The following is a 26,231-nucleotide window of genomic DNA, read 5'->3' on the forward strand; positions in this document are numbered from 1 at the left end:
CTATGTCACCGTTTAGTCCCAACCACCGTCGGCCGAACCCCCTTTCGGACCGTCGCCCGCCCGCCCGCGGGGCACCGGATCGCCGCCGGGCCGCTACCCGTGCGCGGCGCTCCCGGCCCTCCAGGCGTCCCAGTCCATGTTCCATCCTCCGAGCCCGTTGTCAGGAGCCACTTTCTTGTCGGCGCTGTGGCGCACCTCGACGACGTCCCCGATGAGCGTGTGGTCGAAGAACCAGCCGGCGGGCGTGAGCGAACTGCCGCCCTTGACGTCGCGCAGCCCGACACAGCCGTGGCTGACGTTGGCGGACCCGAAGGCGCCGCCCGACCAGTAGTTGCCGTGCAGGAAGGTGCCGGAGTCGGTGAGCCGGATCGCGTGCGGCACGTCGGGGATGTCGTACTCGCCGCCGAACCCGACGGTGCGGCTGTTCATGCGGGTGACCTCGTGCATCTCGGTCACCACCATCCGGCCGTTGTACGTGGTCGAGCCCGGCGCCCCCGCCGTGATCGGCAGGGTGTCGATCAGCTCCCCGTCGCGGACGACCCGCATGGTGTGCGCGGCCGCGTCGACGGTGGACACCTGGCCGCGCCCGATGGTGAAGGTGAACGTCTTGTGCTGGAGGCCGTAGACGCCCGGCGCGCCCTCCACGTCCCGCAGGTTCAGGTCGACGGTGACCTGAGTGCCGGGCTTCCAGTACTTCTGCGGCCGGAAGTCGAGCCGCTCCCTGCCGAACCAGTGCGGGGCGATCGGCACGGCCGGCCGGGACGTGACGCGGACGGCGCGCTCGACGGCGGCCCGGTTCTCGATCGCGCGGTTGAACGCCAGCTTCACGATCATGCCGGTGCCGACCGTGGCCCGGTTCTCCGGCGTGACGTAGCCGATGAACCGCTCGTCGGGGACGGCCGTCGCGAAGGTGGTGTGGCGCGCCATGCGCCGCCCGTGCCCGTCGACCGCCACCGCGTCGACCGTGTACTGCGCGGCGAGCGCGAGCCCGTCGGCGTCCGCGCCCGTCGGCCGCCACCGGGTGCCGTCCGCGTCGAGCCGGCCCGGCACCGCCTCCTCCTGCGCGTCCTGGATCCGCACGACCTTCACGGACTGCAACCGGCCCTCGGGCACCTCGACCCGGAGCCTGCCGTCGCCCTTCACGCCCTTGCTCGCGTCGTCCGGGGTCACCCGGATCAAGTCCTCGGGCGCGCGCGGCTTGCCGAGCACCTCGTCCGAGTCGCAGCCGGCGAGCGCGCCGACGAGTCCCGCCCATGCCAGTACGGCGCCCAGTGTCGCCCCTGCGCGCCGCGCGCGCCTCACAGCAGTTTTCACGCCAGGCCAACGACGGGCACCCCGCCGGGGAAACGTGAGTGCGAGCCGCGCTCTGGGCAGAACAGGGGGGAGGGCATGAGGGGAGCGCGACCGGGACGCCGCGCGCCCCGGTCCGGCCCGCCAGTCGTGGAGCCGCGGGAGGCTGACAGGTGTCGAGCGCAGCCGAGCAGGAGGCCGTGCAGTCCGGCACGGGGACAGCCGTGCCGGACGGTACGGCGGGTCAGGTACGGCCGGTGCCGTCCGCGCTGGTCGGGCGGGGCCGGGACCGTTTCCGGGAACGGGAGTTCACGCCCCCGGCCGGTCCGGTGTGGCCGGGGGCGCCGACGCCGCTGGGGGCCCGCTACCGGGTCGGCCCCGACGGGGTCGCGGGCACCAACTTCGCTCTGTGGGCGGGCGGCGCCGAGCGGGTGGAGCTGTGCCTGTTCGACGCGGAGGGGCGCGAGAGCCGGTCGTCGCTGGCCGAGTCGACGCACGAGATCTGGCACGGGTTCGTGCCGGGGGTGCGTCCGGGACAGCGCTACGGCTTCCGGGTGCACGGCCGCTGGGACCCGTGGACGGGCGCCCGCTGGAATCCGGCGAAGCTGCTCCTCGATCCGTACGCGCGCGCCGTGGACGGCGAGTTCGGGCTGCCGCCGGAGGTCTACGGCCACGTACGGGACTGGCCGGAGCAGCACGTCGCGGACACCGTGCGCGACGACCGGGACTCGGCGCCCCACGTCCCCAAGGGGGTCGTGGTGCACGACGACGCGCCCGACGACGAGTGGGCGGACGACCGGCGGCCGAAGACGCCGTGGGCCGACTCCGTCATCTACGAGCTGCACGTGCGCGGCTTCACCCGGCGGCACCCCGGCGTCCCGGAGGAGTTGCGCGGCACGTACGCGGGTCTCGCGCACCCGGCGGCGATCGCGCACCTGGTGCGGCTCGGGGTGACGGCCGTGGAGCTGCTGCCGGTGCACCAGTTCGCCCACGAGGACCACCTGCTGCGCCGCGGCCTGAAGAACTACTGGGGCTACAACTCGATCGGCTACTTCGCCCCGCACGCCGCGTACGCCGCGTCCGGCACCGCCGGCCAGCAGGTCGGCGAGTTCAAGCGGATGGTGCGGGCGCTGCACGACGCGGGCATCGAGGTCATCCTCGACGTCGTCTACAACCACACCGCGGAGGCGGGCGAGCTGGGTCCGACGCTGTCCCTGAAGGGCATCGACAACCGCGGCTACTACCGCCTCCAGGACGACGCCCGCCGCTACAGCGACTACACGGGCTGCGGCAACACCCTGCACGTCGTCCAGCCGCACGTGCTGCGGCTCATCACCGACTCGCTGCGGTACTGGGTGACGGAGATGGGTGTCGACGGCTTCCGCTTCGACCTGGCGGCGGCGCTGGCCCGCTCCATGCACGACGTCGACATGCTCTCCCCGTTCCTCGCCGTCATCGCGCAGGACCCGGTGCTGCGCCGCGTGAAGCTGATAGCGGAGCCGTGGGACGTGGGCTCGGGCGGCTACCAGGTGGGCGCGTTCCCCCCGCTGTGGACGGAGTGGAACGACCGCTACCGCAACGCCGTGCGGGACTTCTGGCGCGGCGCGCTGCCCGACGTACGGGATCTGGGCTATCGCCTGTCGGGGTCGAGCGACCTGTACGCGTGGGGCGGGCGCCGGCCGTACGCGTCGGTCAACTTCGTCACCGCGCACGACGGCTTCACCCTGCGCGACCTGGTGAGCTACGAGCGCAAGCACAACGAGGCGAACGGCGAGGGCAACCGGGACGGCTCGGACGACAACCGGTCGTGGAACGGCGGCACCGAGGGCGAGTCCGGGCAGGCGGCGGTGACGGCGCTGCGCAGGCGGCAGCTGCGGAACCTGCTGACGACGCTGCTGCTGTCGACGGGCGTGCCGATGCTGGTCGCGGGCGACGAGTTCGGCCGCACCCAGCGCGGCAACAACAACGCCTACTGCCAGGACAACGAGATCAGCTGGGTGGACTGGGGGCTCCTGGAGGAGCCGGGCTGGCGGGCGCTGTGCGACCTGGCGTCCCGGCTGATCGCGCTGCGCCACGCGCATCCGGTGCTGCGCCGCCGGGCGTTCTTCTCGGGGCGCGCGCACTCGGCGGACGGGCTGCGGGACCTGGCCTGGTTCACGTCCCGGGGCACGGAGATGACCGAGCGGGACTGGTACGCCCCGGCGGCGACGCTCGGCATGTACCTGTCCGGGCGGGACATCCCGGGCCGGGACGCGCGCGGCGAGCCGGTGGAGGACGACAGCTTCCTCGCGGTGCTGCACGCGGGCGACCGCCCGGAGCGCTTCGTGCTGCCCGGCGAGCCGTGGGCCACGCGGTACGAGGTGGTCGTCGACACCGGCGCGGAGGCGCAGGAGGCGGCGCCCGGGGTGCTGCACCCGGCGGGCGGCACGGTGACGGTGGAGGCCCGGACGGTGCTGCTGCTGCGGGTGCGGCCCTGAGGGCGGGCGGGGGCGGACGCGGCCGCGGGGGCGGGTGCGGCCCCGCCTAGGATGGTCCGGCGTGACCCGTACCGCACCCCGCGCCCCGCGCCCCGCCGAAGCCGACGAGATCGCCGCCGGGCTGCCGCACTGGCCGCGCCCGCAGGCCGCGGAGCTGGCCCGGCTCGTCGCCGCCCACGCGCACACGGGGGCCTACGCGACCTTCGACGCGGACAACACCACGTACCGCGGCGATCTGGAGGAGTCGCTGCTGCCCTTCCTGGAGCTGCGGGGCGTGCTGACCCGGGACACGATGGACCCGTCGCTCGAAGTGGTCCCGTTCCGGGACACGGCGGACGGGCGCGAGACGCTGACCGCGTACTACGCGCGGCTCTGCGCCATCGACGACCTGGTCGCCTATCCGTGGGCCGCGCAGATCTTCGCCGGGCTGACGCTGGGCCGCCTCAAGGAGCACGTCGACGCGCTGCTGGCGTTCGGGGGCGCCCTGCCCGGCGGGGCCCGGCCGCCCCGGGTGTCGCGCGGCATGCAGGAGCTGTACCGCACGCTGCGCGCGCACGGCATCGAGGTGTACGTGGTGAGCGCCGCCTCCGAGGACCTCGTACGGATGCTGCTGTGCGATCCGCGGTACGGGTACGGCCTGCCGCCGGGCCGGGTCATCGGGGCCGCCGCCCTGCTCAGGGACCCGGCGACCGGGCACGTGACGAGTTCCCGCAAGGAGCTGGCGGCCGGCGCCTACGACCGGCGGGCGCTGGCCGGACGGGAGTTGACGTCGACGCTGCTGGCGCCGCTGACCTGGTACGAGGGCAAGCCGGCCGCCATCCGTACGCACATCGACGCCTGGCGCGGCCCGGTGCTCGCCGCTGGGGACACGCCCGCGAGCGACGGGCCGATGCTGCTGCGGTCGGTGGACGTCGACCGCGGCGGTGTCCGGCTGTGGGTCGACCGGGGCGACGGCCCGCGCGCGGAGCTGGCGCGGCTGACGGCGGACGCGGAGCGCAGCCAGCGCGCGCTGGGGCTGCCGGTGACGGCCGGGCGGGGCTGGGTGACGGTGACGCCGGAGCAGATCGCCTGAACGGCCGGCGCGGCTCAGCCGAGGATCTTGCGGTCGTACGCCACCGCGACCGCCGCCGCGCGGTCCTTGACGCGCAACTTGCCGTAGATGTGCGTGAGATGGGTCTTGACCGTGGCCTCGCTGATGAACAGCTCGCGCGCGATCTCCTTGTTCGAGGTGCCCCGGGCGACGAGGACGAGGACCTCGCGCTCGCGGGCGGACAGCGTCTCGTCGGCGGGCGCGGCGGGTGTGCGGACCGCGGTGACCAGGCGGGAGGCGACCGCCGGGGAGAGCACCGTGCGGCCCTCGGCGGCGGCGCGCACGGCCGCGAACAGCTCCTCGCGCGGGGCGTCCTTGAGGAGGTAGCCGGTGGCGCCCGCCTCGATCGCGGGCAGCGTGTCGGAGTCCGTGTCGTACGTGGTCAGGACCAGGACGCGGGCGCGGGCGCCGCGGCGGGCCAGTTCCCTGATGGCGTCGACCCCGCCGCCGCCCGGCATGCGCAGGTCCATCAGGACGACGTCCGGGTCGAGCTCACCGGCCCGGGCGACCGCCTCCACGCCGCTCGCCGCCTCGCCGAGCACCGTGAAGCCGGGGGCGGACTCGAACATGCCGCGGACGCCGTCGCGCACGACCGGGTGGTCGTCGACGATCAGGAGGGTGATGGCGCTGCTGTCACTGGTCATGGGGCACCAAAGGTACGCGAGCGGAGATCGCCGTGCCGCCGCCCGGCTCGGACTCGATGGTGACGTCGCCCGCGAGGCGTTCGGCGCGGGCCCGCATGCCGTCGAGGCCGAAGCCCGCGCTGCCGGTCCTGGCGGGCAGGGCGAGCGGGTCGAAGCCGCGGCCGTCGTCGCGCACGTCGAGGGTGACCTCGCCCGCCATGAAGGACAGGGTCACGCCGAGGCGGGCGGCGCGGGCGTGCCGGGCGGCGTTGGACAGGGCCTCCTCGGTGATCCGGAGCAGGGTCGCCTCGATCTCGTCGTGCAGCGGCTGGGCGGTGCCGGTGAGGGTGAAGTCGGCGCGCACGCCGGTGCGTTGGCCCCAGTCGGCGACCGTCTTCTTCAGGGCCTCGGGGAGGCTGGCGTCGGCGAGCGCGGCGGGCGAGAGGTTGTGCACGGAGCGGCGGGCCTCGCCGAGGCTGTGCCGGGCGAGGGCGTCGGCGCGGTCCAGGTGCTCGCGGGCCTTCTCCAGGGTCGGGGCGTTCTTGACGACCTGGAGCTGGGCGATGATGCCGGTCAGGCCCTGCGCGATGGTGTCGTGGATCTCGGCGGCCAGCCTGCGGCGCTCGTCGGCGACGCCCGCCTCCCGGGCCTGGACGAGGAGCTGGGAGTGCAGATGGGCGTTCTCGTCGAGGGCCGCCTGGAGCGCGGTGTTGGTCTCGGCCAGCTCGTGGATCGTGCGGACCTGGAGGCGGGCGCGCTCCTGCTCCTTCTCCTGGAGGTGCCCGGTGATGACGACGAACGCCATGTTGGCGACGATGAGCGCGCCGAACACGGCCCAGCCGAGCGGTCCCGCGGGCCACAGCCCGCCGGCCTGGGCCCCCGCCACGATGACCACCGAGGCGAGGATGCCGGGCTTCTGCTGCCAGCGCGGCAGCAGCCGGTCGGCGTCGTAGTAGCCGACGGCGGCGAAGAAGGCGAAGAACGGGTTGATCATGGCGACGACGAAGCCGACGGCCCAGCGCGCCCAGTAGACGAGGGCGCTCTCGGCGGACGGGCCCGGCCGCTTCGGCTCCGCCCTCGTCCACCACAGCTGGAGGACGAGCGCGAAGGCCGACAGCCCGCCCGCGACGTACCAGTCGGTGCGGCTCATGCCGATCGCGTCGGAGGTGGCCGCGAGCAGGACGACCCCGATGGCGAGCAGGACGTACGCGCCGTAGCGGTGCACGACCCGCCAGGGGCTGTCGGCGGTGGCGACGGCGTCGGCGAGCTCGGCGGCGTGGGCGCGGTCGCGTTCGGGTCCTCGGGACATGTCGTCAGTGTGCCGGTCCGGGCCCTGCGTCATGGTCACTCCCAGCGGAACCAGCGGGCGGCGGCGCCGGACAGTCCCGCGGCCCAGACGGCGAGCACCAGCAGGTGGGACCAGGCGGGCCAGTCCCCGGCCATCGCCTGGTTCAGGGCCTGGGCGGCGGCGCCGAACGGGGTCAGTTCGACGATGTGGGCGAGGGCGTCCGGCATCGCCTGGACCGGCACCCACACGCCCGCGCAGAACATGGCGGGGAAGAAGACGACGGTGCCGATCGCGTTGGAGATCTTCGTCGTGCGGGCCCGGGAGGCGATCAGCGCGCCCAGGGCGAGGGCGACGACGACGGAGAGGAGGAGGGCGAGGAGGTAGCCGGGGATCTGGCGCGGCAGGGCGACGCCGAAGGCGGCGCGGCCGACGGTGAGGCAGAGCGCGACACCGACGAGGACGGCCGCGCCGTGGATGCCCATCTGGGCGCCGAGCAGCGTGGAGGGGCGGACGGGGGTCGTCGACATCCGGCGCAGGACGCCGTGTTCGCGGTAGCCGGTGATGATCGGCGGCATGGACTGGATGCCGCCCGCGATCAGGGCGAGCAGCACGGTGACCGGGACGTACGCGTCGACGAGGCGGATGCCGCCGAGTCCCGCGTCGGCCTCCCTGAAGGAGGGGATGGAGCCGAGGATCACCAGCAGGACGACGGGGAAGGCAAGGATGCCGACGAGGCTGCCGGCCTCGCGTCGGAAGAGGGTGAACTCGGCCTTCAGGACGGCCCTGGCGGCGCCCGGGGCCGGTGCGGCGGGCGCGGGGGAAGCGGGGGCGGTGGCGGTGGCGGTGCTCATGACTGGGCGACTCCCGTCGTGAGGTCCGTGCCCGGACGCGTGCCGTGGTCCGTGCGGTGATCCGTGCGGTGATCCGTGTCGTGGTCCGTGTCGTGGTTCGCGGTGAGGTCCGCGGTGAGGTCGAGGAAGGCGTCGTCGAGCGTGGCGTCGGTGACGCGGAGCTGGTGCGCGGTGATGTGCCGCCGGGCCAGCAGGCTGATCAGCGCGTTGACGGTCTCGTCGCCGCCGGTCAGGGTGGTCCGGCCGTCGCGGTGCTCCCGGGAGGCGAGGCCGGGCAGCGCGGCGAGCGCGGCGTCGTCGATCGGCGCGGACGGGGTGAAGGAGATGACGGTGGCGCCCGCGGCCTGCCGGATCAGCCCGGCCGGGGTGTCGAGCGCGGCGACCCGTCCCCGGTCGATGACGGCGATGCGGTCGCAGAGCCGCTGCGCCTCCTCCATGAAGTGCGTGACCAGCAGCACCGTGACGCCGCTGGCCCGGACGTCCTCGATCAGCGACCAGGTGTCGCGGCGGGCGCGCGGGTCGAGGCCGGTGGTCAGCTCGTCGAGGACGACGACGCGCGGGTTGCCGACGAGCGCGAGGGCGATGAACAGCCGCTGTTTCTGGCCGCCGCTGAGCTTGGCGAACCGGGTGCCGAGCTTTTCGGTCAGCCGCAGCCGCTCGGCGAGCGGCCGCCAGTCGACGGGGTCCGGGTAGATCGCCGAGTAGAGCTCCAGCGCCTCCCGCACGGTGAGCTTGGGCTGGATCTCGCTCTCCTGGAGCTGGGCGCCCAGGATGCGGGTGACGGCGGTGTGCTCGCGCACCGGGTCGAGCCCGGCGACGCGGACCTGCCCGGCGTCGGGCGTGCGCAGCCCTTCGACGCACTCGACGGTGGTGGTCTTCCCGGCGCCGTTGGGCCCGAGGATCCCGAAGATCTCGCCCTCGGCGACGCTGAAGGACACCCCGTCCACGACGGCCCGTCCCCCGTACGCCTTGCGCAGGCCGCTCACCTCGATGAGCGGTCCGCCCGCTGTGGCACTGCTCGCTGCTGTCATGCCTCCAGCGTCGCGGGAAGGCACCGGTCCCGGCATCGGCCGACGCGCTCGAAGGGGCATCCGCCGATCGGTTGACCGGCGGCTACGACCCCGGGTCCGGGCGGCGCCGGAGCGGGCCGGAATTCGGTGGGCGTTGTCAGTGGTGAACCGTAGTCTCACCACTGATGACGACTGAAGATGCACCGACCACGGATCTTGACCGGAGCACGCCGGCGCCCGAACCGGCCGCGCCCGCGGGGGACTCGGCGGCGCCGGGCCCCGCGGTGCGGGAGCCGGCCGGGCGCGGGTCGGCCGTGCGCACGCTGGCGCGGCTGTGGCCGTACGTCCGGCCGGTGCGGGCGCGCTGGGCGGGCGCCGCCGCGGTCGCCGTGCTCGCGTCGTGTCTCGGGCTCGTGTTCCCGCTCGTGCTGAAGTGGATCGTCGACGGGCCGGTGACCGACCGGGACCCGTCCGGGGTGTGGCTCGGCGCCGGGGTGCTGCTGGCGCTCGGTGTCGCCGAGGCGCTGCTGTTCGGGCTGCGGCGCTGGCTGGTGGCGCGCCCGCTGGCCGGGGTCGAGGCGGGGATGCGGGCCGACCTGTACCGGCACCTCCAGCGGATGCCGGTCGCGTTCCACGACCGCTGGGCCTCCGGTCAGCTGCTGTCGCGCGCCACGACCGACCTCATGGTCGTGCGGATGTTCCTGGCGTTCCCGCTGACGTTCCTGATCGTCAACACGGTCACCATCGTGGCCGGGCTCGGCGTCCTGGTGGTCCAGGACTGGGGGCTCGGGCTGGTCCTGCTGGCACCCGCCGTGCCCCTGATGGCGGTCTGCTACCGCTTCGAGCACGGGTACGCGGAGGCGTCGCGCCGGGCGCAGGACCAGGTCGGCGATCTGACCACGGTCGTCGAGGAGTCGGTGCTGGGCATCCGGATCATCAAGGGGTTCGGGCGCCACCGCAGTCAGGCGCGGGCGTTCCGCGAGCTGTCGCAGACCGTGCGGGGCACCGAGCTGACCAAGGCCCGGCTGCTCGCCGGGATCCTCGGTGTCATCACCCTGCTGCCGGAGCTGGCGCTCGGCGCGGCGCTGGTGCTCGGCACGGTGCGGGTCGCGGACGGCGACCTGTCGGCGGGGACGCTGGTGGCGTTCCTGTCGACGGCGCTCGCGCTGCGCTGGCCGATCGAGTCCATCGGGTTCCTGCTCGCCATGAGCCAGGAGGCGGCGACCGCGACGCGGCGCTACTTCGAGGTGATGGACGAGAAGGAGGAGGATTCGCGCGTGCACGAGCAGGGCACGCGGGCGGGCGGCCCGATCGCCCCGGCCGATGCGGACGGCACGGGCGGCACGGGCGGCACGGGCGGGCTGCGGTTCGAGGGCGTCGCGTTCCGCTATCCGGACGCGGCCCCCGGCTCGGCGGCGACGCTGGCCCGGATCGATCTGCACGTCCGCTCCGGCGAGACGATGGCGCTGGTCGGCGCGACCGGCAGCGGCAAGACCACACTGACCGCGCTGGTGCCGCGCCTGTACGACGTCACGGCCGGGCGGATCACGCTGGACGGGCGGGACGTGACCGCGATGCCGCGCGAGGAGCTGCGCACGCTGGTGTCGGTGGCGTTCGAGGAGCCCACCCTGTTCTCGGCGACCGTCGCGGCGAACGTGCGGATGGGCGCCCCGGAGGCGACGGACGAGGACGTGCGGCGGGCGCTCGGTGTCGCCCAGGCCGACTTCGTGCGGCGGCTGCCCGAGGGCACCGCCACGGAGGTCGGCGAGCAGGGCCTGAGCCTGTCCGGCGGGCAGCGGCAGCGGCTCGCGCTGGCCCGCACCGTGGTGGGCGGGCCCCGGTTCCTCGTCCTGGACGACCCGTTGTCCGCGCTGGACGTGCACACGGAGGCCGCGGTGGAGGCGGAGCTGCGGCGCGTCCTCGCCGGCAGCACGGCCCTGATCGTCGCGCACCGGACGTCCACGGTGCTGCTCGCGGACCGGGTGGCGCTGCTGTCGGGCGGGCGGATCACGGCGGTCGGCACGCACCAGGCGCTGCTGCGGACCAGCGCCGAGTACCGCCATCTGATGTCCGGGGACGACGAACACGACGCCGCCGAGGCGGGGGAGGCCGCACACGCATGACGACCACGGCACAGGCGACGACGGGACGGCCCGCACCGCGGGACGGCGCACCGGACGAGGAGCCGCGCCCCGGCCGGGCCGGGGACCCCTACGACCAGGACGACCTGCCCACACCGAAGGGCGCGACCGGCGCGCTGCTGCGCTCGCTGCTCGCGCCGCACCGGCGCACGGCCTGGCTGACGGTGCTCGCGCTGCTGCTCCAGCAGGGCGCGGTGCAGTCCGGGCCGCTGATAGTGGCGTACGCGATCGACAGCGCGGTGCCCGCGTTCCGCGACCACTCGTACGGTCCGCTGATCGCGGTCGGCGCCGCCTTCCTGCTGACGGCGTGCCTGTCGGCGGCGTTCCAGTACGGCTATATCCAGCTGTCGGCCCGCGTCAGCCAGGACGTGCTGGTGGACCTGCGCGGCCGGATCTTCCGGCACGCGCAGGCGCTCAGCGTCGACTTCCACGACCGGTACACGTCGGGGCGGGTCATCTCGCGGGCGACGACGGACGTGGAGTCGCTGCGGGAGCTGCTGAGCGAGGGCCTCCAGGAACTGGTCAACGTGATCCTGGCGTCCGTCTACATCACGGTGAGCCTGCTCTGGCTCGACCTGGGGATCGGGGCGCTGGCCGCGCTGTCGTTCGTGCCGCTCTCCGTGCTGATCAGGGCGTATCGGCGGCGGGCGGCGAAGGCGTACGGCGAGCGGTCGTCGGCGATCGCGACGGTCATCGTGAAGTTCGTCGAGACGATGAACGGGATCCGGCCGGTGCGGGCGTTCCGCCGCGAGGCGGCGAACGACGCGGACTTCGCCGGGCTGAACCGCCGCCACGAGCGGGCCAACGGCACGGCGCTGCTGGAGATGGCCCGCTATGTCGTCGGCTCCCGCCTGATCGCGAACGCGGCGGTGGCGGGCATGGTCCTGTGGGGTGCCTACCGGGTGGCCGGCGGCACGCTGGAGCTGGGCGTGCTGGCCGCGGCGGTGCTGTTCGTCCGGCGCCTCTACGACCCGATCGACCGGCTCGCGATGTTCCTCAACTCGTACGAGAGCGCGGCCGCGTCGCTGAAGAAGATCGCGGGGCTGCTCGCGCAGCGGCCGTCGGTGCCGGAGCCGGTGGCGCCGCGCGAGCTGCCCGCGGCGGGCACGGACGGGCGGCCGGGCCGCGAGGTCGTCTTCGACGACGTGTCGTTCGGCTACCGGACGGGCGGCGAGGTGCTGCCCCGCTTCGATCTGACCCTGCCCGCCGGGCAGACGGTGGCCGTCGTCGGTTCGACGGGCGCGGGCAAGTCGACGCTGGCGAAGCTGCTCTCGCGGTTCTACGACCCCTCGCACGGACGGGTCCTGCTGGACGGCGTGGACCTGCGCGAGCTGTCCACCGCCGAGCTGCGGCGGGGCGTGGTGATGGTGACGCAGGAGGCGTTCCTGTTCTCCGGGACGGTCGCCGAGAACATCGCGATCGGGCGGCCCGGGGCGAGCCGGGAGGAGATCGAGCGGGCGGCGCGGGCGATCGGCGCGCACGACTTCATCGTCGCGCTGCCCGACGGCTACGACACGGACGTGCGCAAGCGCGGCGGCCGGATCTCGGCCGGGCAGCGCCAGTTGGTGGCGTTCGCGCGGGCGCTGCTCGCGGACCCGGCGGTGCTGATCCTCGACGAGGCGACGAGCTCCCTGGACATTCCCGGGGAGCGGGCGGTGCAGCGGGCGATGCGGACGGTGCTGCGCGGCCGGACCGCCGTGGTGATCGCGCACCGGCTGTCGACGGTGGAGATCGCCGACCGGGTGCTGGTGATGGCGGACGGCCGGGTCGTGGAGGACGGATCACCGGCCGAACTGATCGGCGGCAGCGGGGTGTTCGCCGGTCTGCACCGGGCGTGGCGGGAGTCCTTGGTGGGCTGACCGCCCCCTCCGGGCCCCGCGGTCCCGCGGACCTTCCCGCGTGATCGCGGGCGCGGTCCGGCGGCCGGTCAGCCGGCGCGGAACAGCACGTTGAGGGAGGTCACGGGGGCGTGCGCCAGGAAGGCGAGGACGTCCTCGCCGTCGGGTCCTTTGACGCGCTGCGTCTGCAAGGACATCTTCAGGGGTGCGTCGCAGGCGGCGGGGCCGCCGGACACCGGGGCGCCGGCGAGGTCCGCGTAGAAGCCGTCGGTCTGCGTACGGGTGAGACGGAGACGGTAGCGGCAGGTGGCGGATCCGTCCTGGCCGTCGGTGTCGGCGGTGAGCACGCCCACCTCGTCGCCGACCCGGCCGGCCCTGAGTTCGAGCACGTTGCCGTAGCCGTCCCGGGAGTCGTCCCAGCGTCCGACGAAGGGGGCGGGCAGGGCGACGGGCCGGTCGCTCCCCCGGTGGTCGTTCCACATGCCGAAGCCCACCGCGGCGAGCAGCACGACGACTCCTGCGGCCCCCAGTGCCCGCTTCCACGGCGGGGCCTGCGGGGCTTCCGGCTTCGTCGACGCCGTGGGCCCGGGCGCCGGGCTCTCCTCGTCCGCGGGCTCCGGCCGGACGATCGCTGTCACCGTGGCGGCGTCCGGGCCCGAGGCGCTGTCGGAGGCCGGGCCGGGGTCCACGGCGGTGGGCGAGTACGACGCCACCGGACCTCGTGCGAGCGGCTCCGGGGTGAAGGGTTCGGACTCCAACTGGAGGAGCTGGACGGCCCGGCGGCCGATGCCGGTGGCGACCGCCTCGGGCAGCCACCCGGAGGAGCCCGCCAGCAAGGCGCCGGCACCCCGCTCACCCGCCAGGGCCCGCACGACCTCCGCCGGTCCCGGGCGGGCGGCCGGGTCCTTGGCGAGACAGGCGGCGACCAGCTCACGGAGGGAATCCGGTACCACGGCGTCGAGCCGCGGCTCGGTGTGAACGATCCGGTAGAGCAGCTGGGCGGCGTTGTCGCCCGGGAAGGGCTGCCGGCCGCCGGCCGCGTAGGCGAGCACGGCGCCGAGCGCGAAGACGTCCGTGGCGGGGCCGGTGGCCGCTTCGCCGGTCACCTGCTCGGGGGCCATGAAACCGGGTGAACCGACGGCCACACCGGTCGAGGTGAGCCGGGTCGACGCCTCCGCGGCACGGGCGATGCCGAAGTCGATCAGGCAGGGTCCGTCGAGCGCGAGCAGCACGTTGGACGGCTTGACGTCCCGGTGCACGAGATCGTGGGCGTGCACGGCGCTCAGCGCCTCGGCCAGCCCCGCTCCCAGCGCGCGTACGGTCCGGTGGGGCAGGGGGCCGTACTCCTCCACCACGTGCGTCAGGTCAATGCCCGCCACGAAGCCGGTCGCCACCCACGGGACCTCGGCGTCCGGATCGGCGGCGAGTACGGCGGCGGTGTAGGACCGCTCCCGGGCCCCGCTCACCAGCCGCACCGCCGCCACCTCGTTCGCGAACCGGGAACGGAACCGCTCGTCCGCCGTCAGGTGCCGGTGCACCACCTTCACGGCGACGAGTCGCCCGCCCCGGCTGCGTCCGAGGTAGACCCGCCCCATCCCGCCGTGCCCCAGCAACCCCAGCAGCCGGTACGACCCCACCTCGGTCGGATCGTCCGCGCCGAGCGGTTCCAGTGCCCTCATCTCCACGCCCTTCGCACGTCCGACCGGGTGCCGATCTTTCCGCAATCAGCGTACGAGCAAGGGGTGTTGGCCCGGCAGCGGCCCACGAGGACGATCCCGCCGCCCCCGGCCGGGCGTCCCGCTCAGGGGCGGCCGACGCGGGTACCGCCCGTCAGCTGCGGATTCCGGCGCTCCCGCAGCAGGCGGCGCCCGCCGGGCCGTGCCCCCTGCGGCCCCGGGAATTCCCCCCCGGATTCCGCCGCGGGACGAAAAGCAGCCACACCCGTGGATCCGGCCACCCGGGGGGACCCCCGCCGGGTACCGCCGCACACCCCGGCGGTGATCGCCGCGAACGCGAAGCGCAACGCCGGTGCCGGGGGCCCGTCGGCCGGGTGCGGGGCGGCCGCCCGGAACCGTGGCCTCCGGGCGGGGCGGCGCCGGCCGGGCCGCCCGGCGTCCGGGTCCGCCGGGGCCGCCCCCGGGCCGGGTAAGGCCAGTACGCGGCCGTGCGCGCCGCCCCGCGGGAGCGCGTGCCGGAGATCGCCGGGGCCGCGTTTCCGGCCGCCCTGGAGCCGGGGCGGGCGGGGGGCGCGGGGTGCCGTCCGGGGGCCGGCGCCGCGCCGCGCGGGGCGCGCGGTACCGACCGCAAATCCGGCCGCGCGACGGCCCCGCCCGGCACTCCGTATAGCGGACGCCCTCACCCGCCCACCGAACCAAATCCGGCCAACCTCTTGATGCGCTCCTGACAGTCGGCGCTTGCTGCTGCCACTCTTCCCATCGGCCGCCGCACAACTGCCTCACAGCAAATGGGCGTTCCGGCCGCTGCACCCGCTCCACGTGCTCCACCCGCACCGCCTGCACTGCGTTCTGCCCGGACGGCCACCCGCCGCCCGTACCCCACTGGCCGCGCAATCCGTGGTCATGCAGAAGGAGTTCAGCGTTGAATAGCTCTTCCACCTCCCACAGACGCCGCGCCACCGCGGCGGCCGCCGCCGGCGCCGTCGCCGCGCTGCTGGCCGTCGCCCTCCAGTCCGGAGCGGCCTCCGCCGACGCGAACCAGAGCACCGCATCGGCCGCGGCCGGCATCACGGCGAACGCCACCCGGGGCGCCGACCCCGGCGCGCTGCCCGCGAAGCTCTCCCCCGCCAAGCGGGCCGAGCTGCTGCGCACGGCGAACGCCGGCAAGGCCGCCACCGCGAAGGACCTCGGGCTCGGCAGCTCGGAGAAGCTCGTCGTGCGTGACGTGCTCCAGGACAAGGACGGGACGACGCACACCCGTTACGAGCGCACCTACGCCGGACTTCCGGTGCTCGGCGGCGACCTGATCGTCGACACCACCAAGGCCGGCGCCGAGAAGAGCGTGACGAAGGCGTCGAAGGCCCGGCTCAAGGGCGTCGACACCACGGCGGACGTCAAGGCGTCCCGCGCCGAGGCGCAGGCCCTGTCCCTCGCGAAGGCCGACGGTTCGAAGAAGACCGAGGCCGACCGGGCCCCGCGCAAGGTGGTCTGGCTGGGGCAGGGTGCCACGAAGGGGCAGCCCACCCTCGCGTACGAGACCGTCGTCGGCGGGCTCCAGGAGGACGGCACCCCGAACGCACTCCATGTGATCACCGACGCCACCACCGGCAAGAAGCTGCACGAGTGGCAGGCGATCGAGACGGGCACGGGCAACACCCAGTACAGCGGCACCGTCACCCTGGGCACCTCCCTGTCGGGCTCGACGTACAGCCTCAACGACACCGGCCGGGGCGGCCACAAGACGTACAACCTGAACCACGGCACGTCCGGCACCGGCACCCTGTACACCGGGCCCGACGACGTGTGGGGCAACGGCCAGGCGACCAACACCGAGACGGCCGCCGCCGACGCGCACTACGGCGCCGCGCTGACCTGGGACTACTACAAGAACGTCCAGGGCAGGACGGGTATCCGCGGCGACGGGGTGGGCGCGTACAGCCGGGTCCACTACGGCAACAACTACGTCAACGCGTTCTGGGACGACAGCTGCTTCTGCATGACGTACGGCGACGGCACCAGCAACACCCACCCGCTGACGTCGATCGACGTGGCCGCGCACGAGATGACGCACGGCGTCACCTCGAACACCGCGGGGCTGAACTACAGCGGTGAGTCCGGCGGCCTGAACGAGGCGACCTCCGACATCTTCGCGGCGGCCGTCGAGTTCTACGCGGCGAACTCCTCGGACGTGGGCGACTACCTCGTCGGCGAGAAGATCAACATCAACGGCGACGGCACCCCGCTGCGCTACATGGACAAGCCCAGCAAGGACGGCGCGTCCAAGGACTCCTGGTATTCGGGCATCGGCTCGGTCGACGTGCACTACTCGTCCGGCCCGGCCAACCACTTCTTCTACCTGCTCAGCGAGGGCAGCGGGACGAAGACCGTCAACGGGGTCACCTACAACTCGCCGACCTCCGACGGCCTGCCCGTCACCGGCATCGGCCGCGACAAGGCGGCGCTGATCTGGTTCAAGGCGCTGACCACCAAGTTCACCTCGACCACCAACTACGCGGGTGCCCGCACCGGCGCGCTGGCGGCGGCCGGTGACCTGTACGGGACGACCTCGGCCGAGTACAAGGCGGTCCAGGACGCGTTCGCCGCGATCAACGTGGGCGCGCGTTCCGGCGGTGGCGGTACGCCCGGCGGCAAGACGTTCACCAACGACGCCGACGTGGCCGTCCCCGACTACCCGGGGGCCGCGGTCACCTCGTCCGTGACCGTCTCCGGCATCACGGGCAAGGCGCCGACCAACCTCTCGGTGGGCGTGGACATCGTGCACACCTGGAGCGGTGACCTCCAGGTCGACCTGATCGGCCCGAGCGGAAAGGCGTACCGGCTGCACTCGTCGGTCTACGACCCGACCCCCAACATTCAGGCCACGTACACGGTCAACGCCTCCACGGAGACCGCGAACGGCGTCTGGAAGCTGAAGGTCCAGGACCTCGGCGCGCAGGACACGGGCTACATCAACAGCTTCAAGCTGACGTTCCCGTAGGCATCACCGCCCCGACTGGGCGCGCCGTACCGGTGGTTCGACTCCCCGGTACGGCGCGCCCGTTCGTCTGTGTGCGGGCGGTCCCGCTCGTTCACGGCCTCGTTCACGGTCTCGTTCACGGTCTCGTTCACGGTCTGTTCGCAATGCGTACGTCAGTTATCGCTCAACGGACGAATTCCGGCCAACCTGTGATCGCGTACATGACACGTCCGGTCCTCAACTGCCAGAGTCATCCCCGCACCACCCGCACGGCAAAGCTCATCCCCCCACTTCACTTGAGGAGCTTTCTTCGTGACACCGCACATATCGCGTCGCACCACTCTGTCCATCGCCACGGCGGTCGCCGCCGGCGCGCTGATCGCCGGGACGTTCACCGCCACCGGCGCCGCGGCCCAGCCGTCCGCCCCGGGAGCCACCCCACTGGCTCTCAGCGCGAACGCCCGGGCGGACCTCATCGAGGACGCGAGCGCACGGACCGCCGGCACGGCGAAGGACCTGAAGCTCGGCCCGAAGGAGAAGCTGGTCGTCCGCGACGTGGTCGAGGACCGCGACGGCACCACGCACACCCGCTACGAGCGCACCTACGCCGGTCTCCCGGTCATCGGCGGCGACCTGGTCGTCCACACGTCGAAGTCCGGCGAGCGCGAGGGCGTCACCCGGGCCACCTCCCGGTCGATCGAGGTCCCGACCAGCGGCGCCTCCCTCTCGGCGGCCCCGTCCGGCGCCCGCACGATCGTCTGGGCGGCGACCGGCACGCCCAGACTCGCGTACGAGAAGGTCGTGAAGTCCACCAAGAAGGACGGCACGCCGAGCCGGCTGCACGTGGTCACCGACGCCGCGAGCGGCAAGAAGATCACCCAGTTCGACGAGATCAAGACCGGCACCGGCGAGTCCGAGTACAGCGGCAGCGTCGAGATCGGCACCACCGGGTCGGGCTCGTCGTACTCGCTGACCGACGGCACCCGCGGCGGCCACTCCACGTACGACCTCAAGAACGGCTCGTCCGGCAAGGGCACGCTGTTCACCGACGCCGACGACAAGTGGGGCGACGGCACGGTCGCCGACCCGGCGACCGCCGGGGTCGACGCGGCCTACGGCGCCCAGGAGACCTGGGACTACTACAAGAACGTCTTCGGCCGCAGCGGCATCAACGGCGACGGCAAGGGCGCCTACTCCCGCGTCCACTACGGCAACGCGTACGTCAACGCGTTCTGGGACGACAGCTGCTTCTGCATGACGTACGGCGACGGCGAGGGCAACAAGAACCCGCTCACCGCCCTCGACGTGGCCGCGCACGAGATGAGCCACGGCGTCACCGCGGCCACCGCGGGCCTGATCTACAGCGGCGAGTCCGGCGGCCTGAACGAGGCCACGTCCGACATCTTCGGCACCTCCGTCGAGTTCTACGCCGACAACAGCGAGGACGCCGGCGACTACCTCATCGGCGAGAAGATCGACATCAACGGCGACGGCTCGCCGCTGCGCTACATGGACAAGCCCAGCAAGGACGGCGCCTCGCTCGACTCCTGGTCGTCCGGCGCGGGCGACGTCGACGTCCACTACTCCTCGGGCATCGCCAACCACTTCTTCTACCTGCTCAGCGAGGGCAGCGGGAAGAAGACCGTCAACGGCGTCGACTACGACTCCCCGACCTCCGACGGCTCGACGGTCACCGGCATCGGCCGCGACAAGGCCGAGCAGATCTGGTTCAAGGCCCTGACGACGTACTTCACGTCGAGCACCGACTACGCGGCGGCCCGCACCGGCACGCTCAGCGCGGCGAAGGACCTGTACGGCGCGGACTCGGCCGAGTACCAGGCCGTGGACGCCGCCTGGGCGGGTGTGAACGTCTCCTAGCACCGGCACCCCGCACCTGTTCAGGGCGCCACCCCCGGCCGGGCCGGGGGTGGCGCCCTCGCCGTGTCAGCGCATGAGGACCCCGGCCCCCTCCCCCGGCGCCTGCGTCGGCACCGTCACCAGCCCCGTCTCGGCCGGTGAGGCGAGCAGCCGGTGGACCGGGAGGATGCGGACCGTGTAGCCGTAAGGTCCGGTGCGGTCCAGGGACAGCGGGCCCTCGTAGGACCAGCGGCCGTCCTCGTCCGGTCCCGCGACCGGCTTCAGCGGCGCGGTGACCGCCTCCGCGATGCCGTCCCCGGCGTCGACCCGGCCCGCCACGACCTGCACCTCGACGTCGTCGGGGCCCAACTCCCCGAGTGCCACCCGGACATGGAGGGCGAGGGTGGCGCCCAGCTCGGCCGCCGCGGTGGCCGCCTCCACATGGTCGACGGCGACCCGCGGCCAGGCGGCACGGACCCGGGACTTCCAGGCGGCCAGCTCCCGGGCGGCGTCCGGGGCGAGCGCGCGGCCGGCCCGGGCGGCGGGCGCGTACAGCTTCTCGACGTACTCGCGCACCATGCGCCCGGCCAGCACCTTCGGGCCGAGGTGGGTGAGGGTCTGGCGGACCATCTCGATCCACCGGTCGGGCAGGTCCTCGGGGCCGCGCTCGTAGAAGCGGGGGCCGATGCGGTTCTCCAGGAGGTCGTAGAGCGCGGACGCCTCCAGCTCGTCGCGGCGGTGCTCGTCGGTGGCGGTGCCGTCGGCCGTCGGGATCGCCCAGCCGAAGTCCGGCTCGAACCACTCGTCCCACCAGCCGTCGAGGACCGAGAGGTTGAGGCATCCGTTCAGCGCCGCCTTCATCCCGGACGTGCCGCACGCCTCCAGCGGCCTGAGCGGATTGTTCAGCCAGATGTCGCAGCCCGGATAGAGCTTCTGCGCCATCGCCATGCCGTAGTCGGGCAGGAACACGATGCGGTGCCGCACCCGCGGGTCGTCGGTGAACCGGACCAGCTCCTGGACCAGCCGCTTGCCGCCGTCGTCGGCCGGGTGCGCCTTGCCCGCGACGACGATCTGCACCGGCCGGTCCGGGTCGAGGAGCAGCCGCATCAGCCGGTCCGGGTCGCGCAGCATCAGCGTGAGGCGCTTGTACGAGGGGACGCGGCGCGCGAACCCGATGGTGAGGACGTCCGGGTCGAGCACGCCGTCGATCCAGCCGAGTTCGGCCGACCCGGCGCCGCGCTGCCGCCAGGACGCGGCCAGCCGCGCGCGGACCTCGTCCACCAGCTGGGACCGCAGCGACCTGCGCAGCTCCCAGATGTCGCGGTCGGCGATCTCGCCGACGGCGTCCCAGCGGGCGGAGCCGCCCACCGACAGGGCGTCCTCGGTGCGCCGCGCGCCGATCTGCCGGGCGCCGAGCCGGAACACCTCGGGGGCGACCCAGGTCGGGGCGTGCACCCCGTTCGTCACGGAGGTGATGGGGACCTCCTCCGCGTCGAAGCCCGGCCACAGCCCCGAGAACATCTCGCGGCTGACGGACCCGTGCAGCGTCGAGACGCCGTTGGCGCGCTGGGCGAGCCGCAGACCCATCACGGCCATGTTGAAGACGTTCGGGTCGCCGCCGGGGTAGGTCTCCATGCCGAGGCCGAGGATGCGTTCCACGTCGAGCGCCGGGAGTTCGGCGTCGCCGCCGAAGTGCCGGGCGACCAGCTCCCGGTCGAAGCGGTCGATGCCGGCCGGGACCGGGGTGTGCGTGGTGAAGACGGTCCCGGCCCGCACCGCCTCGGTCGCGGTGTCGAAGTCGAGCCCCTGCGCGCCGAGTTCGGCGATGCGCTCCACGCCGAGGAAGCCCGCGTGGCCCTCGTTGGTGTGGAAGACCTCGGGCGGCGCGTGCCCGGTCAGCCGGCAGTACGTGCGCACCGCGCGCACCCCGCCGATGCCGAGCAGCATCTCCTGGAGGAGGCGGTGTTCGCTGCCGCCGCCGTAGAGCCGGTCGGTCACCTCGCGCTCGTGGACGTCGTTCTGCTCGACGTCGGAGTCCAGCAGGAGCAGCGGCACCCGCCCGACCTGGGCCTGCCAGATCCGCGCCAGCAGGCTGCGGCCGCCCGGCAGGGCGAGGCTGATGAGCGCGGGGGTGCCGTCCGGCTCGCACAGCAGGGACAGGGGCAGTTCATGGGGATCGGTGACCGGGTACGTCTCCTGCTGCCAGCCGTCCCGGGACAGCGACTGCCGGAAGTAGCCGTGCCGGTAGAGGAGGCCCACGCCGATCAGCGGGACCCCGAGGTCGCTCGCCGCCTTGAGGTGGTCACCGGCGAGGATGCCGAGACCTCCCGAGTACTGCGGCAGGGCGGCGGCGATGCCGAACTCGGGGGAGAAATAGGCGATGCAGGACGGCAGCCGGTCGGGCCCGGCGCCCGCGCCCTGGTACCAGCGGTCGTCGTGGAGGTAGCCGCGCAGCTCGTCGGCGGCCTCGCCGAGCCGGGCCAGGAAGGCCTCGTCGGCGGCGAGTTCGGCGAGCCGGGCGGGCGGCACGTCTCCGAGCAGCCGCATCGGGTCGCCGTCGGACGCGGCCCAGCGCGCCGGATCGACCAGGGCGAAGAGATCTCGGGTCCCCGGATGCCAGGACCAGCGCAGATTACGGGCCAACTCCTGGAGTGGGGCGAGGGGTTCGGGCAGGACCGGACGTACGGTGAATCGACGGATGGCCTTCACGTGATCACCTCGACAGTGCGCAGGGACACAGCGGACCGGGCCGGCACAGCGCTGTGCGGCCCGGGCCTACGACGGTAGTGGGCGACCACGCCGCTAGCCACGGCGCATGGCGGGGCGCCCGCGGTCCGGCCGGCGTCAGGCGACGGCGCCGCCGGTGCCCCGCGCCGCGCCGATGAGGTCCGTCAGGCGGGCGTCGTCGTAGACGGCGATGTCGACCCCGGCGCCCTCGGGGATGTCGAAGTCCTTGACCGTGCGGTCGGCCACGGCGGCGGTGCCGGGCGGCGTGTAGGTGCCGAGGTCGTGGACGGCGCGGTGGTCGGTGTACGTGACGTGGACGTAGAAGGTGTCGTGGTCGTTCTTCGTGTCGTACACCCGCAGCCGCTCGCCGTCGGGGTGGAACTCGACCTTGCCGACGAACGAACTCCCCCTGGTCAGCTCCAGTTTGACCGCGTAGCCGCCGGGGTCGCGGGCGAACGTGGTGCCGTCGAAGGGGTCGGTGAGGGCGCCGCCGCGGCACGGGCAGGTGCCGGTGTCGCGGTAGACGGCGGTGACCGCGGGGTCGGGGCTGTACGCCCGCGCGGGCGCCGCGGGGAGCGCGGCGAGCGGGCCGGCCACGGACAGGAGGGCGGCGGCGAGGGCGGCCCGCCGCCGGGCGCGCGCGGGGCGCTCGGGGCGTTCGGGGCGCCGGGCGTCCTCGCGTGCGGTGGTGTCCGTGCGTGCTCGCATCCGTGCGCTCATCCCTGCTGCTCCCCGACCGGCCGTGACGACTCGTCACCGAAGGTGAACTCCGGTGCCGGGGCCACGATGTCAGAGACCGCGGCCCCGCGCCGCCCGACATCCCGTCGGCGCCCCGTCCGGGCGGCGCGCCGGTGGTCAGCCGGCGCGCACGACGGCGAAGGCGCCCCGCACCAGGCTGCCGTCCGGCGCGCGCCACTCGGCGGTGACCCCGGCCGGGGCGGTGGAGCCGGGCTCCAGCACGCGCACGATCTCCGGGCGCCCCTCGCCGGGAGCGGTGTGGACGGTCGGGTCGAGGGCGCCGTCGACGCTCTGGTCGTGCGCGGGCACGTCGCCCCTGACCAGCGCGGCGAGCTGCGCCGTGAGCAGCGGGTCGCGGGGGCCGTCGTACACCCAGCGCTCGCCGAGCACGCCGTGCACGACGGTGCCGATCAGCGCGTCCGCGGCGTCCGGCAGCGGGGCGCCGCGGTAGGTCATCGGCACCAGGTACGTCACCGGCTCGGGCCCCGCGACGTCGGTGACGGCGAGGAACTCGATGCCCACCGCACCGGCCGGGTCGTCGAGCCGGAAGCCGCCCGCCTTGGCGAGTTCGGGGGCGCCCGCGCCCCGGAACCAGGGCTGCTCCGGCAGCCACGCGGCGAGCAGTTCGAGCTTGGTGGGCGTGATCGTGGTGCGGTGAATGATCGACATGCGGCCATCCTGCCGCAGCGGTCCGAAGGGCCGGAAAGAAACGCGTGCGAGAGCGTCGAACGGGGGTACTCGTGGAGACCTGTTCGCGGTCGGCGGCGACTACCCGTCCACGTCGTACGCGCTCCTTCATGGCGGCTCAACGAACCTTGATCGAGAGGTGAGTTCATGATCCGGCCGACCGTCAGCGGCGGGAACGGCCCGGTGCGCGCCCTTACGCGCCAGTAGTTAACACCGTGCCGGATTGCCCGCCCACCGGCGGTGGAAGGCTCCTCCGGTACCCGCACGACCCTCTGACTCGACGTGCACCTCCGCAGTCCCCCGAATCCTCCGCGGACAGGAGCGGTCATGCCCGCACAGCGCTCGTCCCCCCAGCCCGACCCCGAGCAGCCACGCCCCGACCACGAGAAGCCGTCCCGCAAGAAGCCGTCCCAGAAGAAGCCGTCCCAGGCGTCCCAGAAGAAGCCCGCGCGCAAGAAGGCGCCCGCGCGCGAGACGTCCGCCCCCGAGACCGCCCCGCGGCCCGTGCGGGCGGCTCCGGCCCCGGCACCCCCGGCACCGGAACCGCCGGCTCCGGTCGTGGTCACCACGGGCCGCATCCCGATCCGGGACGTCGCGCCGCTGATCGCGGGCGGCGCCCGCCCGGCCAAGTCCGTGGTTGGAGAAACCTTTCTGGTGACGGCCACCGTGTTCCGCGAGGGGCATGACGCGGTCGCCGCCAACGTCGTGCTGAGCGGCCCCGACGGGCAGGAGGGGCCCTGGACGCCGATGCGCGAACTGGCCCCGGGCACCGACCGCTGGGGCGCCGAGGTCACCGCCGGCGCGACCGGCTCCTGGACGTTCCGCGTCGAGGCGTGGGGCGACCCCGTGACGACCTGGCGGCACACCGCCCGGATCAAGGTCCCGGCGGGCATCGACACCGAACTGGTCCTGGCGGAGGGCGCCGCGCTGCACGAGCGGGCCGCCGACGGTGTGCCCGCACCGCGCCGCGCCCCCGTCCTGGCGGCCGTCGCCGCCCTGCGCGACACCACCCGCTCCCCCGCGGCCCGGCTCGCCGCCGCCCTCACCCCGGACGTGGACGAGGTCCTGGCCCGTCACCCGGTGCGCGAACTGCTCACCACCAGCGCGGAGTTGCCGCTGCTGGTGGAGCGGGAGCGGGCGCTGTACGGGTCCTGGTACGAGTTTTTCCCGCGCTCCGAGGGCGCGGTGGTCGAGCCGGGTAAGCCGCCGGTGAGCGGCACCTTCGAGACGGCGGCGCGGCGGCTGCCGGCCATCGCGGAGATGGGCTTCGACGTGGTGTACCTGCCGCCGGTGCACCCGATCGGCACCACGTTCCGCAAGGGCCCCGACAACTCCCTCTCCCCCGGCCCGCACGACGTCGGCGTCCCCTGGGCCATCGGTTCGCCGGACGGCGGGCACGACGCGATCCACCCGGACCTCGGCACCCTGGAGGACTTCGACGCGTTCGTGGCGCGGGCGCGGGAGCTCGGCCTGGAGATCGCCCTGGACTTCGCGCTCCAGTGCTCGCCCGACCACCCCTGGGTGGAGAAGTACCCGGAGTGGTTCCACCACCGGCCCGACGGCACGATCGCGTACGCGGAGAACCCGCCGAAGAAATACCAGGACATCTACCCCATCGCCTTCGACGCGGACCTGCCCGGCCTGATCGCGGAGACGACCCGCTTGCTGCGCCACTGGATGGCGCACGGCGTGCGGATCTTCCGGGTCGACAATCCGCACACCAAGCCGGTCGCCTTCTGGGAGCACGTCATCGCGGACATCAACCGCAGCGACCCCGACGTCATCTTCCTGGCGGAGGCGTTCACCCGCCCGGCGATGATGCGCACCCTCGCCGAGATCGGTTTCCAGCAGTCGTACACCTACTTCACCTGGCGCAATTCGAAACAGGAACTGACGGAGTACGTCGAGGAACTGGCGGGCGAGAAAGCCGCGTGCATGCGGCCGAACTTCTTCACCAACACCCCGGACATCCTGCATGAATTCCTCCAGGACGGCGGCCGTCCGGCCTTCGAGCTGCGCGCGGTGCTCGCCGCGACGCTCTCGCCCGCCTGGGGCGTCTACAGCGGGTACGAGCTGTGCGAGAACACTCCGCTGCGCCCCGGCAGCGAGGAGTACCTGCACTCCGAGAAGTACGAACTGCGGCCGCGGGACTGGGAGTCGGCGGCGCGGGAGGGGCGGACCATCGCCCCGCTGATCACCGCGCTCAACGACATCCGGCGCCGCAGTCCGGCACTGAGGCAATTGCGGGACGTGCATTTCCATCACGCCGACAAGGACGAGGTCGTCGTGTACGCGAAACGCAGCGGATCGAACACGGTTCTGGTGGTCGTGAACCTCGACCCGCACCACACCCAGGAAGCGACGGTCTCGTTGGACATGCCACAACTGGGATTCGGCTGGCACGAATCCCTGGCGGTGCGCGACGAGCTCACCGGGGACAGCTACCACTGGGGCAGGACGAATTACGTGCGCCTCGAGCCGGGCCGAACGCCCGCGCACGTCTTCACCGTCCTGCGACCGTCCACGCCGCGATGAATTCTCTGGAAGAGGAATGCGGAGGGTCACCCACACCATGATCATGAATGAGCCCGTCCCGGACACCTTCGAGGACACACCGCAGAAGGACCGGGACCCGGATTGGTTCAAGCGTGCCGTCTTCTACGAGGTCCTGGTCCGCTCCTTCCAGGACAGCAACGGCGACGGCGTCGGCGACCTCAAGGGCATCACGGCGAAACTGGACTACCTCCAGTGGCTGGGAGTGGACTGCCTCTGGCTGCCACCCTTCTTCAAGTCCCCGCTCCGCGACGGCGGTTACGACGTCTCGGACTACACCTCGGTGCTCCCCGAGTTCGGCGACCTCGCCGATTTCGTGGAGTTCGTGGACGCCGCGCACCAGCGCGGCATGCGCGTGATCATCGACTTCGTCATGAACCACACCAGCGACCAGCACGAGTGGTTCCA

General features: G+C 73.4%; 17 protein-coding genes. 8 read left to right on the forward strand and 9 right to left on the reverse strand.

Annotated elements, in window-relative coordinates:
* Positions 1–93: 93 nt before the first annotated feature.
* Positions 94–1,302, reverse strand: coding sequence for an Ig-like domain-containing protein (locus ACIP5K_RS34100; protein WP_401416009.1), 1,209 nt, complete (start codon positions 1,300–1,302; stop codon positions 94–96).
* A 161-nt stretch (positions 1,303–1,463) separates the two neighbouring features.
* On the opposite strand from ACIP5K_RS34100, the gene glgX reads away from it, so the two are divergent.
* The gene (glgX, locus tag ACIP5K_RS34105) at positions 1,464–3,767 is read left to right on the forward strand and encodes a glycogen debranching protein GlgX (protein ID WP_401416012.1); all 2,304 of its coding nucleotides are present in this window, start codon (positions 1,464–1,466) and stop codon (positions 3,765–3,767) included.
* A gap of 61 nt (positions 3,768–3,828) precedes the next feature.
* Complete coding sequence (locus ACIP5K_RS34110; RefSeq protein ID WP_401416014.1) at positions 3,829–4,839, forward strand: haloacid dehalogenase-like hydrolase; 1,011 nt, start codon at positions 3,829–3,831, stop codon at positions 4,837–4,839.
* A 14-nt stretch (positions 4,840–4,853) separates the two neighbouring features.
* Here the strand turns inward: ACIP5K_RS34110 and ACIP5K_RS34115 are convergent, their stop codons facing one another.
* Genes ACIP5K_RS34115 through ACIP5K_RS34130 form a run of 4 tightly spaced genes read right to left on the reverse strand, consistent with a single transcriptional unit; the run spans position 4,854 to position 8,650 of the window.
* Positions 4,854–5,501 (reverse strand): response regulator, encoded by a 648-nt coding sequence (locus ACIP5K_RS34115; RefSeq protein WP_401416016.1) that lies wholly within the window; start codon positions 5,499–5,501, stop codon positions 4,854–4,856.
* Entirely contained in the window at positions 5,491–6,789 is a 1,299-nt protein-coding gene (locus ACIP5K_RS34120) for a sensor histidine kinase (RefSeq protein ID WP_401416018.1), read from the reverse strand. The genes ACIP5K_RS34115 and ACIP5K_RS34120 overlap by 11 nt, the downstream gene beginning before the upstream one ends.
* Before the next feature lie 35 nt (positions 6,790–6,824).
* Positions 6,825–7,619, reverse strand: coding sequence for an ABC transporter permease (locus ACIP5K_RS34125; RefSeq protein WP_401416021.1), 795 nt, complete (start codon positions 7,617–7,619; stop codon positions 6,825–6,827).
* Positions 7,616–8,650: an ABC transporter ATP-binding protein gene (locus ACIP5K_RS34130; protein ID WP_401416023.1), complete on the reverse strand. Its 1,035-nt coding sequence runs from the start codon at positions 8,648–8,650 to the stop codon at positions 7,616–7,618. The genes ACIP5K_RS34125 and ACIP5K_RS34130 overlap by 4 nt, the downstream gene beginning before the upstream one ends.
* A 164-nt stretch (positions 8,651–8,814) precedes the next feature.
* Here ACIP5K_RS34130 and ACIP5K_RS34135 point away from each other — a divergent pair, with 164 nt between their 5' ends.
* Together ACIP5K_RS34135 and ACIP5K_RS34140 are read left to right on the forward strand one after the other, a co-directional pair.
* Entirely contained in the window at positions 8,815–10,752 is a 1,938-nt protein-coding gene (locus ACIP5K_RS34135; protein ID WP_401416025.1) for an ABC transporter ATP-binding protein, read from the forward strand.
* Positions 10,749–12,629 carry an ABC transporter ATP-binding protein gene (locus tag ACIP5K_RS34140; protein WP_401416027.1) on the forward strand — a complete coding sequence of 627 codons (1,881 nt, stop codon included), beginning with the start codon at positions 10,749–10,751 and terminating at the stop codon, positions 12,627–12,629. The genes ACIP5K_RS34135 and ACIP5K_RS34140 overlap by 4 nt, the downstream gene beginning before the upstream one ends.
* 68 nt (positions 12,630–12,697) lie before the next feature.
* On the opposite strand, the gene ACIP5K_RS34145 is transcribed toward ACIP5K_RS34140, so the two are convergent.
* Positions 12,698–14,287, reverse strand: coding sequence for a protein kinase (locus ACIP5K_RS34145; RefSeq protein WP_401416030.1), 1,590 nt, complete (start codon positions 14,285–14,287; stop codon positions 12,698–12,700).
* A gap of 919 nt (positions 14,288–15,206) precedes the next feature.
* Between ACIP5K_RS34145 and ACIP5K_RS34150 the strand changes: the two genes are divergently transcribed.
* Complete coding sequence (locus tag ACIP5K_RS34150) at positions 15,207–17,282, forward strand: M4 family metallopeptidase (protein ID WP_401416032.1); 2,076 nt, start codon at positions 15,207–15,209, stop codon at positions 17,280–17,282.
* 291 nt (positions 17,283–17,573) lie between these two features.
* Entirely contained in the window at positions 17,574–19,139 is a 1,566-nt protein-coding gene (locus ACIP5K_RS34155) for a M4 family metallopeptidase (RefSeq protein WP_401416034.1), read from the forward strand.
* A gap of 66 nt (positions 19,140–19,205) precedes the next feature.
* Here ACIP5K_RS34155 and glgP read toward each other — a convergent pair whose 3' ends face one another.
* The 3 genes from glgP to ACIP5K_RS34170 all read right to left on the reverse strand — a co-directional run bounded on the left by glgP (position 19,206) and on the right by ACIP5K_RS34170 (position 23,252).
* On the reverse strand, positions 19,206–21,827 hold the full coding sequence (glgP, locus tag ACIP5K_RS34160; protein ID WP_401416036.1) for an alpha-glucan family phosphorylase: 2,622 nt from the start codon (positions 21,825–21,827) through the stop codon (positions 19,206–19,208).
* 135 nt (positions 21,828–21,962) lie between these two features.
* A complete protein-coding gene (locus ACIP5K_RS34165) occupies positions 21,963–22,553 on the reverse strand; it encodes a hypothetical protein (protein WP_401416038.1) in 591 nt (196 codons plus the stop codon).
* Positions 22,554–22,700: 147 nt separating this feature from the next.
* The gene (locus tag ACIP5K_RS34170) at positions 22,701–23,252 is read right to left on the reverse strand and encodes a 1,4-alpha-glucan branching protein (RefSeq protein WP_401416041.1); all 552 of its coding nucleotides are present in this window, start codon (positions 23,250–23,252) and stop codon (positions 22,701–22,703) included.
* Between the two features lie 345 nt (positions 23,253–23,597).
* Between ACIP5K_RS34170 and ACIP5K_RS34175 the strand changes: the two genes are divergently transcribed.
* Both ACIP5K_RS34175 and ACIP5K_RS34180 read left to right on the forward strand, forming a co-directional pair.
* The gene (locus ACIP5K_RS34175) at positions 23,598–25,805 is read left to right on the forward strand and encodes a maltotransferase domain-containing protein (protein WP_401416044.1); all 2,208 of its coding nucleotides are present in this window, start codon (positions 23,598–23,600) and stop codon (positions 25,803–25,805) included.
* A 37-nt stretch (positions 25,806–25,842) separates the two neighbouring features.
* Positions 25,843–26,231 (forward strand): alpha-amylase family glycosyl hydrolase (locus tag ACIP5K_RS34180; protein ID WP_401416046.1); only part of this gene is annotated, 389 nt, incomplete at its 3' end.

Source organism: Streptomyces sp. NPDC088785 (genome assembly GCF_044750685.1).
GTDB lineage: Bacteria > Actinomycetota > Actinomycetes > Streptomycetales > Streptomycetaceae > Streptomyces.